We start from the raw sequence: 17,450 nt of genomic DNA, 5'->3' as shown, positions 1-17,450 counted from the left end.
CTTTTTAACTCTTTCTATATCTATGATTCAATGCATAACCTTATAATGGTAATATTGGAGATAAATTTTCAAAACATAAAGGAAGTGGGTTTATCTTAATCTTCTAGCTTGGTTAAGTGTTCTAAGTACGATGGGCATATATTTATATAGTCAATTCGCACGCCCAAAAAACCAAAACAAGATTCAACAAGATTAATAGATACCAGCCCTTTGGTTTCTAAAACACACACCGATGCGTAAGGTTTATAACCATCTGAGAACCTAGAGTGTGTTTCATCTACACCTTCTACAAAAACTTCATATGCATCATGCCATGTTTCGATGCTGTTGAAATCTTCTTGGCGTACATTTTTTTTAAATTCTCTGGATAGATGTCTGTACTTTATTTTTTCCTCTGTATTAAAATAGATAGTTTGATCTCTTAATACTTCAGTTGTTATACTCTTCATATTTTGGCTGGTGTGATACAAAATGAAAAGGCGTCCGAAAAAAATAACTACAGTTAAAAGTATAGTTAAAAGTATAGTGATTCCTAGATAAGGTATAGTTTTTTGCAAGAATTTTATTAATAGAGTATCCATTATATCATCCATTATAGCATCACTCCCATTTTAAGCTTTTATAATAGAACTTTGATGTTATTATATTAATTAAATCATAAAAAACCACTTATCTCAAATATTTGTTAAATTACTTACAAAATAATGTCTGCTGGTAATCCTTGTTGTTTATGGTTATAATGGTGATTAGAGAATGAAAATGCTGCGGAGGTCTATTCTAATGAAAGAATTTAATGTGACAGGTGTATGTGTACCTAGAAAATACTACATGGTTGATATAAGTAAAAAACTAGATCAAATTATAAGACTTATTGAAAAGGAAGAGTACTTTACTATGAACAGGGCGAGGCAATATGGTAAAACAACTACTCTTTCAAATATTTACGACAGGTTAAAAGATAGATATCTTGTAATAGACATTAGTTTTGAAGGCATTGGAGATAATGCTTTTGCTAATGAAAGTGCCTTTGTAGAAGTATTTACTAAATTAGTTACTAGACGACTACGACAAAATAGCGTTGAACAAAGTATAATTAAAGAGTGGGAAGAGGGAAAAGAAGACTTAGATGGTTTTGATGAGTTATCTTGGAAAATTACTCATTTATCTCAAGACTGTAATAGAGATATTATTCTTTTAATTGATGAAGTTGATAAAAGTAGTGACAACCAACTATTTTTACACTTTCTAGGTATACTTCGAAATAAATATCTTGACAGAGAAGAGGGGTTAGACAGTACATTTAAAAGTGTTATACTTGCAGGAGTGTACGATGTTAAAAACTTAAAAATAAAGATTAGACCTGATAGTGAAAGGAAATTCAATTTTTCTTGGAATATTGCAGCTGATTTTGATGTCGACATGAGTTTTAATCCTGAAGAAATATCTTCTATGCTTATAGAGTATGAAAAAGATCATGATACTGGTATGGATATTGAAAAAATAAGCAGTGAAATTTATAAATACACAAAAGGGTATCCGTTTTTAGTAAGCAAAGCTTGTAAAATAATTGATGAAAAGCTCAGTAAAGATTGGTCTTTTAATGGTGTAAATAATGCTGTAAAAATACTTTTAGAAGAAAAGAATACTCTATTTGATGATTTGTTTAAAAATTTAGAACATTACAAAGACCTTTACAATGTAGTCTATAATATATTAGTGGTAGGTAAAAGGATACAATTTAATGTGGATAATCCTTCAATAGATATTGGAGTGACTTTTGGTATTTTATCTAAAGAGGGTGCATTTACGACCATTTCAAATAAAATATTTGAACTTAGGATTTATAATTATTTAATATCTAAAAGAAGTACCCAAGAAGGAGAACTGCTTACATACAAATACAGAACCAACTTTATTGAAAATGGGAATTTAAATATGGAAATAGTGCTCAATAAATTTCAAGAGGTTATGCATGATGAATTTAGGGAAAAAGATGTCCGTTTTATTGAAAGGGAAGGAAGATTACTTTTTCTGTGTTTTTTAAAACCGATTATAAACAGTGTAGGGTTTTATTATGTTGAAGCTGAAACACGTATGGATAACAGAATGGATGTAGTCATAACATACAATAACAAGCAATATATAGTAGAACTAAAAATATGGCGTGGAGAAAGTTATGAGCAAAAAGCAATAGAACAGCTTTGGGGCTACCTTGAAAGTAAACGTGAAGACAAAGGGTATTTGATTTTGTTTAATTTCAACGAGAATAAACAGTACAAAAAAGAATGGAAAAGATATAAAAGCAAAGATATATATATGACAATTGTCTAAATTCAAAAAGATAGTAAAAAATAAGCTGTTTTATAAAAATTATAAATATCTAAATAGAAACCATAAAATTAACAAATAATATAAATCACAAAAAGATAACATTATATAAAAAAACACACATAAAAATGGTGCCTTATACCAATTCTGGTTTCTGAAATATTTTTTTTAATATTCACATATGCACTTATTGAAATATTGTATTGACAGGAATAAATTGCATATGATAGATTTAATGTATAGGTATAAAAATCAGAATTAAATAAAAAGGGGGAGTGGGATGTGTTAAATTTTAAAAAGATTGTTTTATCCGCATTTATATTGACAGCTGTTGTTGCAGGACTATTTGGATATAGTCATGCCAGCTCCATAATAGGCGATTTAAATGGAGACGGTGTGGTGGATTCAACTGATGCTACTTTGATGCAAAGATATATTCTAGGCATGTTAGATTACGACATAGAGGGGGCAGACATAAATGGAGACGGAGAAGTAGATTCCACAGACTACACACTATTAAAAAGGTATATACTTGAATTAATTGATGACCTTAGTATTTACAATGACAGTAATGATTACGAGGATGATAGTGATTATGATTTGTTTAGAGTATCATCTGGCGGTGAATTTAGCACTGCAGTAGAAGTAATTCACTCTAATGCTTATCTTGAAGAAGTACTTGGGGAATATTTAATGAATAGTGACATTGAAGAAGCACTGGAAAAATATACAGATGAGTATCTTGAAGATAATGGATTGATATTTGTATCTTTAGAAGAACGTAGTGGAAGTATAAGTCATGAATTAGAAGATGTTCAATTTAATAATGGAACATGCACATTAACGATAAATAAATACATACCTGAAATTTTAACAGATGATATGGCACATTGGGTGTTTTTAATTCCTGTAGACAAAAGCCAGATTGATAACACTGAAAAAATTGAAATAAAATTGGTAGAAGAGCATGAGGAAAAAACGATTGAGTATAGAGCAATTAAAGCTGGGCAGCCTATAAATGTTGAATATCCAGCTGCTGATAGGATAAATTCAAATTCTGAGTTGGTGGATTTATTTGAAGGAATTGAAATAAAAGAATTTGAAAATGTTATAGAGAAATACACTGATGAATATCTAGAAAGAAACGGACTTGTATTATTAGCTTTTGAAGAAACCAGTGGCAGTATAAATTTAGACATAGAAAATTTTAAATTCAATGAAGAAATATTGGATATAGATATGCTAAGGCATATACCTTGTGTTGGAACATGTGATATGGCATATTGGGTATTTTTAATTGATGTACCTTTAAGCATTCTTGATGAAATTTCAGATATTAATGTTAATATTACTGATGAACATGAAGAATGTGAAGAAGATGAAAAAGAAGAAGATGAAAAAGAAGAAGATGAAAAAGATGGAGATGAAAAAGATGGAGATGAAAAAGATGGAGAGTTAGGATATCAAATATTTAGAGCAACTGCTTCTGTAGAAGAATATCCTGCGGTTGAAGTAATCAAATCTAATTCTCAACTAATGAATATGTTTTCTGATTATTTAAGTGAAGAAGCTGAAGAAATTTTAAGTGAATATGATGATGAATACTTTGATACTGGTGAATTAGTTTTTATTGCACTAGAAGAAGCCAGTGGTAGCATAAGTCATGAACTTGCAGAAAAAGTTTTTAAGGATGGTTTGCTTACAGTTGATATAGAAAGGTTTGTTCCGTTTATAGGAACAGACGATATGGCATATTGGGTATTTTTAATAGAAGCACCCCTAGGAGTAAATGAAGTTAGATTAAATATAGAAAGTGAGTATGAGAGAGAAGAAGATGGTGACGAAGGATATGAGATAGTGGCAGATTTTAAAACCAAAACTTTACCTTGGGAAGATTTTGAAGAAGCAGATACACCTGTTGAAATGGTAGTGTCATCAGTTTCTGAATTACAGGAATTAGAGTTTTTTGAGTTGGTAGATGATGAAGAATATACAGACGGGTTTTTTGAGAATAATGATTTGCTGATGTGTATTTTTAGAGATGGTGGTAATATGAACTACGAACTAGAAGGAGCTACAATAAGAGATAATCAAATGAATATATATGTAGAAGCATATGATAATGGATTAAATCCAGTGATGGCAGCTCGATTATTTGCAGTTACTGTAAATAAAGGGTTACTTGAACACCTTGAGAGTGTTAATGTTGAAATATCTCGTATTGATGGGCCTACAGTGAGTAATCAATAATATATTTAAATTAAAAGGCTTCACTTTAAAAAGGGTGAAGCCTTTTTAATTTGGAGGCATGTTATTTATACACCTTTTAATTTAAAGAGTTGCAAAAAATTAAATTAATTGAGTAGAATAGTATATAGAGCTTTTAAAAAAGTATAAATTTAAAAGAAAGTAGCAGAATTACCTGCTTGATTCACTTTGTTTGGGGTAATTAACTTAGAATAAATTGTAGGTGTTATGTTTTCATTCGATTTTATGCCTATAGAAAGGAATGGTTCTTAAATGGCCAGAGGAATTAAAGATGATAACAGGAAAAAAAATTATTTATTGTTGGTGGAAAGTTTTTATCATCAGGGTAAAATAGACAGAGCATTAGAATTTTGTAAAAAGTCAATTGAGTTTGTTAAGGATAAAGAAGAAAAAATGGATTTGCTTCTAAATATTGCGCTGTTAAATGATGAATTAGGTGATAAAGAAGAAGCTTTGAAAACATATCATGAAATTATAAATAACAATCCTAATTATGCAGGGGCGTATTATGGCATTGCAATTATCCATGACGATTCTGGAAACAAAGAAACTGCAATTGAGTACTATTTAAAGGCGATAGAAAATGATTCTTATTATGACAGAGCATATTTTTATATTGCAAACATTTACGATGGGAAGGGTGAAAAAAATAAGGCTTTAGAGTATTATCAGAAGGCAGTTGAAATTAAATGTGATGATTACATTGCCTTTAACAATATGGGAGCAATATATGAAGAAATAAATGAATATGAAAGGGCTTTAGAGATGGTTAATAAAAGTATTGCCATTAATGCTAATTATTTTAAATCCCTATTTAATAAAGGGGTAATTCTAAAACATATTGGAATTAAAGATGAGGCGGCAGTTTTTTATGGTAAAGCTATAGATATAAATAAAAATTATCCCTACGCATTTTTAAATAAATCTGTTATTTTTATAGAAGATGGAGATTTTAGTAGTGCTATTGATATTTTAACACAGGGTATTAATAACAATCCAGATACGGGTTTTTTATACTACAATAGAGCTTGTTGTTATGCCAAAATTGGACAAATGGAATTGGCAAGAATAGATTTAGATCAATCTATTAAGCTTTATCCGAGCTTTAGAGAAATAGCAAAAACAGATTCAGATTTTGTAGAAATGTTATAACATGAGATTGTGGGAAATCTTATGAAATTTGGTGTTGACAATACTAAAAAAATGAAATAAACTATAATACGATAAAAGGTGCCCTTTTGTTAAAGGGATAATAGGGAATCAGGTTTAAAGCCTGAGCAGCTCCCACTACTGTAACCATGACCAATCCGCATATACCACTGTTTAAAATAATGGGAAGGTGTGGAAAGGGGATGATTGGAAGCCAGGAAACCTGCCTTTTATTTAAAATCTCAATCTTTGGGAAGGGAGATAGAGACGATTGGTTACTATTGTGTCTATTTCCTCCAAATATTTTAGGAGGAATCAAAAATGCAATTCTTGTATACGGCAGGTTTTAAATAGTTAACTGAAAAGAAATTTAAAATGTAAAGCTGCAAAAATATTGCAATAAGACAGCTTATTTTGTGATTCTATTTTTAAATTTCCAGTGCAAGATATAATTAGAGTAAAAGGGAATCATTAAAACCAGACATCTCCTTTAGATAAAGCTAAACATTAGAGATTCAGATGGACTCTTAGAATAAGATAAATATATTTTTTGCACAGTTATTAAAAATTGTAAAACAATAATGTGAAAATGGGGGATAATATGAATATAAACGACTTTGAAAAGTTATGGGGAGAAGCAAAGAGGGATAAAAATGCACAGATAGCTTTTTGGGATGGAAGGGCTGAGGAATTTAATTTAATTCATCAAAAAAATGATAATAACAAGCGTTTAAGTGCTGCTATAGACTTGTTCCAATCAAAGGGAATGCTTAATAAAGATACAAATGTTCTTGATATTGGCTGTGGTCCTGGCAGATATTCAATAGAATTTGCAAAGAGAGCAAAAAGTGTAATTGGAATTGATGTTTCGCCAAAAATGATTGAGTTTGCCGTTGAAAATGCAGAAAAACAAAGGCTTTCTAATATTTCTTTTGATACTTTAGATTGGGAGAACGTAGACCTTCAAAATGAAGGGTGGGAGAAGAAATTTGATATTGTATTTGCCTCTATGTGTCCTGGAATAAGCAGCAAAACTGCTCTTGAAAATATGATAAATGCATCTAAAAAGATTTGCTTTGTAAGTAGTTTTGCCTATAGAAAAGACCAAATAAGAGATCAACTCAGAAGCATTATTTGCAAAAATGAGAAAAAAAGAGATTTAAATAAAACCATTTACTGTGGATTTAATATACTATGGCATATGGGATATTATCCTGAGATTACATATTTTGATACCGAGTGGGAAAAAGTTTATTCTATTGATAAAGCCATTTCAATGTATACTTCTTTTTTTGAGATGAGAAAACCTCTGAGTAATGACGAAAAAGAAGAGATAGAAGACTATCTTAAAAAAATAGCTAAAAATAATTATGTTGTGGAAAAGACGGAAGCTAAAATAGCATGGATGTACTGGAATGTATAAAAGTTTTTAGGGGGAATAAAAGTGATTAAAAAATCGTTTAAAATATTTATTCTTAGCACAGTTGTTTTAACTTTAGGACTTACAGGTTGCAGTAATTCTCAAAATTTAAGAAATGATTCTATTGAAAAACCAACAGTTGTTAATCTTGAAGGTGGAGATTGGGGCTATCCAACTCCGTTTAGTCATTATTCAAGAGGACCTGGAATGTATAAAATGACTCTTATTTTTGACAGTTTGCTTGAAAGAGGTGAAGAGGGATATATACCATGGCTCGCAAAAGAATGGAGTGTATCTAAAGATGGATGCAGATATACATTCGTTTTAAGAGAAAACATAAAATGGCAGGATGGAAAGGATATGACGGCAGACGATGTTGTTTTTTCATACAATTACTACAAAGAAAATCCTCCTGTATTTAATGACCTTACAGTTGATGGAAAAACATTTATAGATTCTGTAAAAGCTTTAGATAGTAGGACAGTTGAATTTGAAGTAGAAAAGCCTATGGCAACTTTGCTTGGTAAAATTGGGGGTATGAGAATAATTCCCGAACATATATGGGAAAGTGTTGAAGATCCATTAAATTATAATAAACCTGAAGCGGTTACAGGCACTGGGCCATATCTTTTAACTGACTATAGTAGAGAGCAAGGGGCATATAAATTTGAGGCATTTGAAGATTTCTGGGGACCTGTGCAAAAGGTTGATACTTTAAGGTTTGTTCCTGTAAGTGAAAATGTACTTGCCTTTGATAGAGATGAGATAGATATCACAAGGATTACTACTGATATTATTTCAAAATACAGTGATGAAAATAAATACACCATAATAAAAAATCCTGCCTTTTGGGGATATCGTCTTATATTTAATATGGATAAAAGACCTGAACTGCTAGATGTAAATGTTCGAAAAGCTTTTGCCCATGCAATAGATAAAAATGAATTGGTAGAAAAAGTAGCAAGGGGCGCAGCGGTATCTGCAAGCCCTGGATATCTTCCAGTAGATCATATATGGTATAATGATGGAGTTGTAGATTATAAATTTGATATTGAACAGGCAAAAAACTTAATAAATGAAAATAATCTGTCTTTTTCACTGCTTGTGGGAAACTCTAATCAAGAAGTAAGAATAGCTGAACTCATTAAAATAAGTCTTGAAAAAGCAGGAATTGATATTAAAGTTAGAAGTGTTGATTCTAAGAGTAGAGATGCGGCAATAAAAGATGGGAACTATGAAATTGTTTTAAATGGACATGGGGGATGGGGAAATGATGCAGATATATTGCGAACAGTGTTTGCCAGTGGTGAGATAAGAGGATATGATAACGATAAAATAAATGAATTAGCTAAAAAGCAATTATATGAAATGGATATAGAAAAGAGAAAAGATATTGTATATAGTTTTCAAGAAGTGATAGCAGAAGAAATTCCCATATTACCACTATATAACACCACAGGATACAGTGTATTTAGACATTCTAAGTATGATGGTTGGAAGTATATGTTTAATCATCATGAAGTAACCCATAATAAACTTTCATACCTGAAATCTTGGGAGGCAGAGAATGAATTATAGTGAAGGGGGGAAAGGAGTGCATATTATTTATGTGAATAAAAAAAACGGAAGAAATATTAAATGCACTTATTAAAATGAAAATTTTTGAGTATCTGTTAACATTTTTAATTATAATTACTTTAAACTTTTTTATTCCGCGGCTTATGCCAGGGGATCCCTTTACATTTTTGTCATCTGAAGAGGGACAGGTTACTATAACTTATTCAGATGATCAAATAGAAAAATATAAGGAGTATTATGGGTTGGACAAGCCTTTAGCAGTGCAATACATAGACTACATTGTAAATATTTTTAAAGGGGATATAGGCTACAGTATATATTACAATGACAGCGTAATTAATATTATATTAAAAAGAATGATGTGGACTATATCAATAGTTATTGCAGCTATTATTTTAAGTTGTATTGTAGGTGCCGTGTTGGGAAGCTATTCAGCTTGGCATAGAGATGGAGTTTTTGATAAAATACTGTATTCAGTTATGATTGGGGTATCACAAATCCCTGCCTTTTTAATTGGTGTTTTGTTTCTTTTTTTCTTGGCAGCTAAAACTGGTTGGTTTCCTTTAGCTGGAGGAATGCAAGTGTTTGCAGAGTATGAAAGTTTTGCTCAAAAAATATTGGATATACTTCACCATGCATTTTTGCCAGTTATTACCTTAATTTTCATAAGAGTCGGAGAGTTTTATTTTGTTGCAAGAAATAGTATGCTGACTGTACTTACAAAAGATTATATGAGAACAGCAGTTGCTAAAGGACTTTCAAAACGTAGAATTATTTTCAGGCACGCTCTGAAAAATTCCATGCTTCCTATTGTGACCAGAGCATTTTTAGCTGTTGGTTATGTATTTGGAGGTGCAATACTGGTGGAAAATGTTTTTAATTATCCTGGTGTTGGCAGTTTAATGAGAGAGGCTGTTATGGTAAGGGACTATCCACTTATACAGGGAATTTTCTTATTTGTGGCAGTTTCAGTTTTAACTATGAATTTTTTTGCAGATATTGTTTATAAAAAATTAGATCCAAGGGTGAATTAAATGGAGTATTTAAAGAATGTGCTTCAAAAATTAAATAGATTATCTCTAATGGGTAAAATAGGTGCGTTTGTTATTTTAATTATTCTAGTAATAGGATTGTTTGGCAATTTACTGTCTTTTTATCCTCATAATATACCTGGGGGAAATGCATTAGAAGCTCCAAGCCTAAAACACTGGCTGGGAACTGATGATTTAGGTATTGATATATGGGCACAAATTTGCTATGGGGCAAGAATAAGTGTTTTTATTGGATTGTCTACAGCTGTGTTGTCAGGGATTGGAGGAAGCATTATTGGAGTGATTGCAGGATACTTTGGAAAAAAGATAGATAAAATTATTATGCGTCTGACAGATATAATAATTGTACTTCCAGACTTGCCGGTTATGATTGTATTGGGGGCTTTTTTTGGACCTGATATAAAGAATATAATTATTGTATTATCTCTTTTTTTATGGACATTTCCAGCTAGAATTATTCGATCTAAAATACTGAGCGTTAAAGAAGAAAAATATTTTTTGGCAGCAAAGAGCTATGGAGCAGGCCTTAAGCATCTGTTTTTTAGACATTTTATCCCCCATATTTCTCCCCTTATTATGATTAGTATGATAAGGATTGTAAACAGGGCAATTATTGCAGAGGCATCACTGGCATTTTTAGGATTAGGAGATCCTGCATCAAAGAGTTGGGGGATGATTTTAAACCGAGCCATAAATTTTAAAGGAATATATTTTACTGATTTTTGGAAATGGTGGGTGCTAAGTCCAGTTATTGCCCTTTTGCTGTTGGTTATTTCTGTTGGATTTATAAGCAGGGATGTTGAGAAGATTTTTAATTCAAAGGCATATTATAGGCAAAACTTTAATAAAAATAGTAAGTTAAGAGGAAAAGTGTGTTTTCGAAAAGGTTGTTAAGCTAGATATTAGGCATTTAGATATTGACCTTACTTTGAATAAAATTACAATTACTCAAAATAAACAGCGGCAAAAAATAAGTTTTTAATAAGAGAGAATAAAGTAATTATAGATAAGAGGTGTAGCATTTGAGTATTAAGATTAAAAATCTTTCTATTTGTTATAATTTAAATCAATTGAAAATAAATGCTGTAAACAATTTAAATATTAAAATTAAAAAAGGCAGCAGCTTGGGTATAGTTGGTGAGTCTGGAAGTGGTAAGACCTCTGTTGCTATGGCTATTATGGGACTTTTAAAAAATAAAGGTCAGGTTGAAGGTGAAATTTTTTATGAAGATATTGAGTTAAACGGTTTATCAGAAAAGGAAAAAAACCTTTATAGATGGGGCAAAATTGCAATGGTATTTCAAAACAGTTTAGATGTTTTAAATCCAGTGCTGACTGTGAAAGAACAGATATTAGAGTGTATTTTAAAGCATACTGAGCTTGCTTTTAGGGAAGCTGAAAAAAGGGTTTTAGAACTTTTGAATTTAGTGGGCTTAGAGTCTAAATGGAGTAGTTTTTATCCCCATCATCTTTCAGGGGGAATGCGTCAAAGGGTGTTATTGGCAATGGCACTTTCTTGTAATCCAAAAGTGCTTATTGTAGATGAACCTACATCTTCATTGGATTTTGAGGCAAAAAGTGAAATAATAGAGCTTATAAAAAAACTTCATAAAAAGAAAAGATTTACTCTAATTTTGATATCTCATGAAATGAAAGTTATTTCAGAGCTTTCAAGCAGAATTATGGTAATGTATTCAGGTTATGTGTTGGAAGAAGGTGTAACTAAAGATGTTTTAGCAGAACCGATGCATACATATACAAGAGGTTTGATAAATGCTTCACCTTCCATAAATCCATATAGGGATTTATGGGGGATACCTGGGGAAGTTGAGAGCAACCAGTATGGAGGCTGTGCATTCTATGATAGATGTGGTCAAAGGACACTGGAATGCAGAACAAAATTGCCAGAGTTAAAAACAGTATTGACAAATAGAAAGGTAGCATGCAACAGGGGAGGAATTACAGTACTTCTTGAAGGGATGAATATAAATAAAAGCTACCAGTTCAAGGACGAAAAAATAAAACCGTGTAATAACTGTAATATTAAAGTTTATTCAGGAGAAGTTGTTGTTTTGACAGGCAAATCAGGTTCAGGAAAAACAACACTTGCCAGTATACTTTCAGGAGTACTTGATTCAGATAGTGGAGAAGTTTTTTTTGAGGGAGAAAAGGTAAAGGGAAATAGTGCTACAAGCAAGGAAAATGGTGTACAGATAATATTTCAAGATCCATTTACCGCTACAAATGAGCTTTTAAATGTCTCGCAAGTTGTGGCTGAACCGTTGGATATATTAAAAATTGGTTCAAAAGAGGAAAGATTTAAAAAAGTGAAAAAGGTAATAAGAGATGTGCAGCTTCCCAGTCATCAAGAGTTTTTAGAAAGAGATTGTCACAGTTTAAGTGGGGGGCAGAGACAGAGAGTTGCAATCGCCAGAAGCCTTATTTTAAATCCTAAAATGCTAATTGCAGACGAAATCAGTTCTATGCTAGATCCTTCAACACAGGCAAATATATTGAGGCTTTTAAAAGGGCTGCAAAATTCAAGAAATTTTGCAATGCTTTATATTACCCATGATTTAGATTTGGCAAAAAAAATAGCTGACAGGACTTATAATATGCTGGCTGGAAGAGTGTTAGAGGCAGAGCCTACTGACTTATGGCAACAATATAAAAGTGTATAGATGAGAATTATCTTATTCTAATTCCCACCTTTTAAGGGTGCATGTCATTTATTGTATTAAAATGGAATTGCTATTATAATCATACCCATACCTGTTGTGTCTGTGTATACCTATAAGTAAGAAGGATTTTTTTTAGTTATGTAGAATTATTATATTATAATTACTTATCAAAAGGAGTTAAATTGCCGTTTGGTGGCAATAGTTCTTTATTTAGGTATAGAGCTTTGTGAAAGTTCTAGTTATTACAAATTCCTGACTATATTTTACTATAATATTTTTAACATACTTTTAAATCTATGTTGTTCTTTTCGTTAGAGTATAACTTCTTTAAGAAAGGTTGGAGAAGAAAATTACTAATACAAGCACTGAGACACCTAAAAAGAGACAAAATAAATTAATGCTATTTATGGTATTAGCGGTTATAAGCCTTTTTATGAGGATTTATGAGCTGCCTTTTTCCTATGGAATAAGTTTTGCTTTCGGAAATGTTTTTATTTTTATGATATTAAGGTATTATGGAGTGACAAAGGCCTTTGTAGTAGCTGTTGTTATCAATTTATTGGATTGGCATTTTTTTTATCCAGACTTTTATACAGTTTTTTTTACTATAGAAGTTTTACTTGTGGGGTTAGCATGGAAAAAAACAAAACATAATATATTACTTCTGGATGCACTGTACTGGATTTTTATTGGGGCACCAGCAATAGCTTTAATTTTTTATTTACATAGGAATACAATAAATGTTGAAGGTTATTTGGTAGTGGTAAATAAAAGCATTAATGGCTTTTTAAATATGCTCATTGCAGATATAATAGTATCTTATGTTCCTGTTCAAAGAATTTTAGGATACAAAAAAAGAAAATTAACTGATTTGAATAAAATGATGTTACACTTAACAATTGTATCAGTGTTTGGTCCTTTTTTATTGTATACAATGATTGACGGTTGGTTATCTCAGGAAAATATGAATTCTGAAATAAATCATATGCTGGAAAGGTCCAGTTCAAGTATTATGGTAGAGGCAAATAGTTGGGATATATCTGATCTTCGCAAAGTAAGATTAAAATCTCCAATATATTTGAATAGATTTGATGAAATTATTGAAAAAAACTCTTTTGAAGGAGATTTGGAGATATTACTAGTGGATGGAAACCACAATGTATACATTTCAAACAGGGATGAAAGTCAATATAATGAAATGTATAATTGGGGTGAAAATGGTGAAATTACAAAAATTAATGAAAATATATTTATGTGGTTTCCTAAACAGGAAGGATTATCTTTTGACTTAAGTAGATGGAATGAAGCTTTTTATATAACTGATGCAGCTTTTGATGATGTGGATTTGAAAATTCAGGTTAGAAAGTCATTGCAAAATTATACTAAAAGTTCATGGGAAAATTATTTAAATAAGTTTTTGATTCTTTTAGCTTTCTCTATTGCAGCAATATCTGTTGCTATTGCTATGAGTGGTTTTTTGTCACGAGATTTATCAAAACTGACTAGAAGTACAACAGGGCTTCCAGAAAAGTTAAAACGTCAAGATTTAATAGAATGGCCAAATATAACCATTTCTCAGGTTAATTCATTGGTTGAGAATTTTAAAGTGATGTCAAATAATTTGGTTACTCTGTTTTCGGAGACAAGAATTATGAATAGTCAGTTGTTATCACAGACAAAAGAATTGAAAAATTCTAAAGAGCAAATGAGAAAATTAGCGTACTACGATATTTTGACAGAACTACCAAATAGGCTTTGTTTTACAGAGTATTTGGAAGACTTGCTTAACTTGGCAGAAGAAAAGCAGTTAGCCGTTATGTTTATTGACCTTAATCGTTTTAAGAGAATAAATGATACATTAGGTCACGAAGTAGGGGATATTTTGATAAAAGAAATAGCTAAAAGATTGAGTTATTTTTTAAAGGAAGACAGCTTTGTTGCAAGATTAGGTGGAGATGAGTTTGTTGTTGTATTAAATTACTCAGAAAGAGAAAAGGTTTCAGAAGTTGCTACGTATATTAATGAGATACTTTCTGATGCAGTTGAACTTAGCCAGGATGGAAATGTCCATGAATTACATATTTCGGGTAGCATAGGTATATGCTTATATCCAGATGATGCTTTAGAAAAGTCTGCATTACTGAAGAAAGCAGACATTGCAATGTATGCAGCTAAAGAAACAGGTGAAAATACCTATAAATTTTATTCTGAATTAACTGAACCAGATACTATTGAAAAATTATTTTTAGAACAAAGTCTTTGTAAGGCATTAGAGAAAAACGAAATTATAATAAATTATCAACCCAAGGTAGATATCAAATTAGGAATTATCTCTGGTGTTGAGGCATTGATTAGATGGAATCATCCTCAGTATGGTTTGATTTCTCCAGCTGAATTTATACCTTTAGCAGAAGAGATTGGGGTTATAAATCAAATTGGTGAATGGGTGCTTATTGAAGGGTGTAAGCAAAATAAGATATGGCAAAATAATGGATATCCTAAAATTCGTATTTCGGTTAACCTGTCTTTAAGACAAATTATAGGAAGTGATTTTGTTGAAACAGTTAAAAATGCTCTGGATATTTCAGGATTGGAGGCTGAATATTTGGAATTAGAGATAACAGAAGGATTTTTTATGAAAAATTCTGAGTATGTTATTGAACTATTACGAGAATTAAAAGAGATGGGTATATGTATATCTATTGATGATTTTGGCACTGGATATTCATCTCTAGGAAGACTTAAAGATCTGCCAATTAATATTCTAAAAATAGATAGAAGCTTTATCACTAATATTTGTTGTGAAGATAGTAATAAATCAATAGTGGCAGCTATTATAGAACTGGCTCATTCACTTGGCTTAAGTGTTATAGCAGAAGGAGTTGAAACAATTGAAGATTTAAAAGCTTTAAAAGAATTACATTGCGATAAGATACAGGGTTATTTTATATCTAAACCTGTATCAGCAGATGAATTTGAAAAGGTTATTGAAAATTTTACATTTGAAAGTATTAAAGAAGCAGGAGGGAATTTACTATGATAAAAAAATTTAAATTAGCAATTTTACTAATTTTAAGCGTGTTTTTAGTTTTAATGATAGGATGCATGGGAAATGCAGAAAACTTAGAAAATAATGATAAAGAAGAAGGGACAGGAGAAATAGATTCAACACAAAAAGATGATACTGTTGTACTAAAACTATGGAGCTGGTATAGCCTTAAAGATGTAACAAGGGTATTTGAAGAAGAAAATGAAGGTATAATAGTAGAGGAAAAATTGTTTGGGTTTGGTGAGTGTGAAGAAGCATATATGGAGGCAATTACAAAGGGAGAAGGGCCGGACATTCTAATATTTGATAGCGGTTTTTTCGGTACATTCACAGCAAGTGGAATTCTCCAAGATTTACTTCAGGAGCCTTTTAATGCTGGCAAATATAAAAATGATTTTTTGGGTTGGGAAAGTGGACTTTCTATAGATAATAGTGAGCTATTATCTCTTACAATTAATACTTCTCCCTATGTCAGCATATATAGAGCTGATATAATGAAGGAAATGGGTTTTCCCTATGAGCCGGAGGAATTTGGAGAGTTTATAAAAGAGCCGGAAAATGTATTGGAAATTGCAAAGAAATTAAAAGAAGATGACAAATATATATTTCAATTTCCAACTGATCTTCCAGATTTGACAGGAGCAACTTTGGGATTTTTTGATGAAAATCTTGAATATACTCGGTTTGGAGATTTATTTGAACTATCATTAGATCTGGCAAAGGAAACTCATCAAAATGAATTGGAGTTGAAAAAAAATTTTTGGAACGAAACTGGAAAAAAAGCTTTAAAAGAAGATAAACTTGTTATGGTTACTGAAGGTTCGTATGCAATGGCTAATTTTAGGAGGGATATTCCAGAACAGAGTGGATTGTGGAGAGTAACAACGCCGCCTTTAGGACTAGCAGCGTGGGCATCAGATTCCAGAATATCTATAAACAGCCAAAGCAATCACAAAGAAGAAGCGTGGAGAGTAGTTGAGTATATTGCAACCCATAAAAGCAGTGGAGGTGAGACTTTTGATGTAGTGCCAGGATATATTCCTGTTCATGGATATGGGAGAAATATGAACAGAGAAGAAGAGTACTATGGCAATCAAAGTGTATACCCGAAGTTAGAAGAGCTTGCAGTAGATATGGTTCAGTACAAATTAACACCTTTTGATGCTCAAGCTCTGCAAATGTATAGAGACGGTGTTTGGGAAGCAGCTGATAGTTCTCTTCCATCTGAAGTTCATATAGAACAAATGAAAGAGGAAATAGAAGAAACTATAGAACTGGCAAGGTAGACCAGAACTAATCAGAATAAACTTTTTCTATCTTTTTGGATTTGGTAAAGTATATATACCATGTCACACTAAAAGCTATTGCATAAAATAATGGAGTTACCAGAAGCATATTTATAATGCTACTAAAAGATTCAAATTGGTCATATCCATGTTTTGGTGAATTGTCAGAATTTAATGTATTAAAAAAAATTGCCACGGTAGCAGTTATTAAATAAATCAATCGAGTTGCAAGAAAGGTTTTTACTATTTTAAGAGCATATTTTTTAATTTTTAAAAGAGAAATAAAAGTAAATAAAACGAATGCGATATATACAACAGAAAAGACCTTGCCAATTGTTCCAACGACAGGAATATGGCCGAAGTTGTTTTGCAATTGAACCAGATAAATTATGCCATAAAGTACTTCGGCAAAAATCAACATAATGCAAAAAATACGTACCGGCCATATTATGTTGGAATCGTCTTCATATTCGTAAGGCTTTCTAAAACCATCATCCATAAGAGGAGTCTCCTTTGATATAATTATTTGTGAAGTAAATTACTTTTAATTATATCTGCAATTGGAGTAAAATTCAATATAAAATTAACTTTCGGGTGTATAAATTAAATTTTTCTTCCATATTTTCATTCACTTAAATA

At 31.3% G+C, this 17,450-nt stretch carries 12 protein-coding genes and 1 riboswitch; of the genes, 10 read left to right on the top strand and 2 right to left on the bottom strand.

Annotated features, from left to right (window positions below; genetic code table 11):
• Window positions 1–95: 95 nt before the first annotated feature.
• A complete protein-coding gene (locus RBH29_RS04020; protein WP_306695331.1) occupies window positions 96–593 on the bottom strand; it encodes a hypothetical protein in 498 nt (165 codons plus the stop codon).
• A gap of 187 nt (window positions 594–780) precedes the next feature.
• Between RBH29_RS04020 and RBH29_RS04015 the strand changes: the two genes are divergently transcribed.
• The 10 genes from RBH29_RS04015 (at window position 781) to RBH29_RS03970 (ending at window position 16,811) form a co-directional block, all read left to right on the top strand.
• The gene (locus tag RBH29_RS04015) at window positions 781–2,331 is read left to right on the top strand and encodes an AAA-like domain-containing protein (RefSeq protein WP_306695329.1); all 1,551 of its coding nucleotides are present in this window, start codon (window positions 781–783) and stop codon (window positions 2,329–2,331) included.
• A gap of 279 nt (window positions 2,332–2,610) precedes the next feature.
• Window positions 2,611–4,578, top strand: coding sequence for a dockerin type I repeat-containing protein (locus tag RBH29_RS04010; protein WP_306695327.1), 1,968 nt, complete (start codon window positions 2,611–2,613; stop codon window positions 4,576–4,578).
• A 270-nt stretch (window positions 4,579–4,848) separates the two neighbouring features.
• Window positions 4,849–5,748, top strand: coding sequence for a tetratricopeptide repeat protein (locus RBH29_RS04005; RefSeq protein WP_306695325.1), 900 nt, complete (start codon window positions 4,849–4,851; stop codon window positions 5,746–5,748).
• Between the two features lie 59 nt (window positions 5,749–5,807).
• A riboswitch (cobalamin riboswitch) is annotated at window positions 5,808–5,990 on the top strand.
• Between the two features lie 356 nt (window positions 5,991–6,346).
• The gene (locus tag RBH29_RS04000) at window positions 6,347–7,168 is read left to right on the top strand and encodes a class I SAM-dependent methyltransferase (RefSeq protein ID WP_306695323.1); all 822 of its coding nucleotides are present in this window, start codon (window positions 6,347–6,349) and stop codon (window positions 7,166–7,168) included.
• A gap of 21 nt (window positions 7,169–7,189) precedes the next feature.
• On the top strand, window positions 7,190–8,743 hold the full coding sequence (locus RBH29_RS03995; protein WP_306695321.1) for an ABC transporter substrate-binding protein: 1,554 nt from the start codon (window positions 7,190–7,192) through the stop codon (window positions 8,741–8,743).
• A 74-nt stretch (window positions 8,744–8,817) separates the two neighbouring features.
• Window positions 8,818–9,777 carry an ABC transporter permease gene (locus tag RBH29_RS03990; RefSeq protein ID WP_306695319.1) on the top strand — a complete coding sequence of 320 codons (960 nt, stop codon included), beginning with the start codon at window positions 8,818–8,820 and terminating at the stop codon, window positions 9,775–9,777.
• A complete protein-coding gene (locus RBH29_RS03985; protein WP_306695317.1) occupies window positions 9,778–10,689 on the top strand; it encodes an ABC transporter permease in 912 nt (303 codons plus the stop codon). It begins immediately after the preceding gene.
• A 128-nt stretch (window positions 10,690–10,817) separates the two neighbouring features.
• The gene (locus tag RBH29_RS03980) at window positions 10,818–12,476 is read left to right on the top strand and encodes an ABC transporter ATP-binding protein (RefSeq protein WP_306695315.1); all 1,659 of its coding nucleotides are present in this window, start codon (window positions 10,818–10,820) and stop codon (window positions 12,474–12,476) included.
• A 433-nt stretch (window positions 12,477–12,909) separates the two neighbouring features.
• Window positions 12,910–15,516: a putative bifunctional diguanylate cyclase/phosphodiesterase gene (locus RBH29_RS03975; protein WP_306695313.1), complete on the top strand. Its 2,607-nt coding sequence runs from the start codon at window positions 12,910–12,912 to the stop codon at window positions 15,514–15,516.
• Window positions 15,513–16,811 carry an ABC transporter substrate-binding protein gene (locus tag RBH29_RS03970; protein WP_306695310.1) on the top strand — a complete coding sequence of 433 codons (1,299 nt, stop codon included), beginning with the start codon at window positions 15,513–15,515 and terminating at the stop codon, window positions 16,809–16,811. Before RBH29_RS03975 ends, RBH29_RS03970 begins: the two co-directional genes overlap by 4 nt.
• A 7-nt stretch (window positions 16,812–16,818) precedes the next feature.
• Here RBH29_RS03970 and RBH29_RS03965 read toward each other — a convergent pair whose 3' ends face one another.
• Window positions 16,819–17,310, bottom strand: coding sequence for a hypothetical protein (locus tag RBH29_RS03965; protein ID WP_306695308.1), 492 nt, complete (start codon window positions 17,308–17,310; stop codon window positions 16,819–16,821).
• Window positions 17,311–17,450 lie beyond the last annotated feature (140 nt).

This window comes from Herbivorax alkaliphila (assembly GCF_030848475.1).
GTDB lineage: Bacteria > Bacillota > Clostridia > Acetivibrionales > Acetivibrionaceae > Herbivorax.
Note: the sequence above shows the minus strand (reverse complement) of the source record. Positions and strands in the feature narration are given on the sequence as shown.

Coding starts and splice junctions, on each gene's coding strand:
- RBH29_RS03985 (WP_306695317.1), top strand. CDS start 9,778: ATGGAGTATTTAAAGAATGTGCTTCAAAAATTAAATAGATTATCTCTA.
- RBH29_RS04015 (WP_306695329.1), top strand. CDS start 781: ATGAAAGAATTTAATGTGACAGGTGTATGTGTACCTAGAAAATACTAC.
- RBH29_RS04020 (WP_306695331.1), bottom strand. CDS start 593: ATGGATGATATAATGGATACTCTATTAATAAAATTCTTGCAAAAAACT.
- RBH29_RS03970 (WP_306695310.1), top strand. CDS start 15,513: ATGATAAAAAAATTTAAATTAGCAATTTTACTAATTTTAAGCGTGTTT.
- RBH29_RS04005 (WP_306695325.1), top strand. CDS start 4,849: ATGGCCAGAGGAATTAAAGATGATAACAGGAAAAAAAATTATTTATTG.
- RBH29_RS03990 (WP_306695319.1), top strand. CDS start 8,818: ATGAAAATTTTTGAGTATCTGTTAACATTTTTAATTATAATTACTTTA.
- RBH29_RS03965 (WP_306695308.1), bottom strand. CDS start 17,310: ATGGATGATGGTTTTAGAAAGCCTTACGAATATGAAGACGATTCCAAC.
- RBH29_RS04000 (WP_306695323.1), top strand. CDS start 6,347: ATGAATATAAACGACTTTGAAAAGTTATGGGGAGAAGCAAAGAGGGAT.
- RBH29_RS03975 (WP_306695313.1), top strand. CDS start 12,910: ATGAGGATTTATGAGCTGCCTTTTTCCTATGGAATAAGTTTTGCTTTC.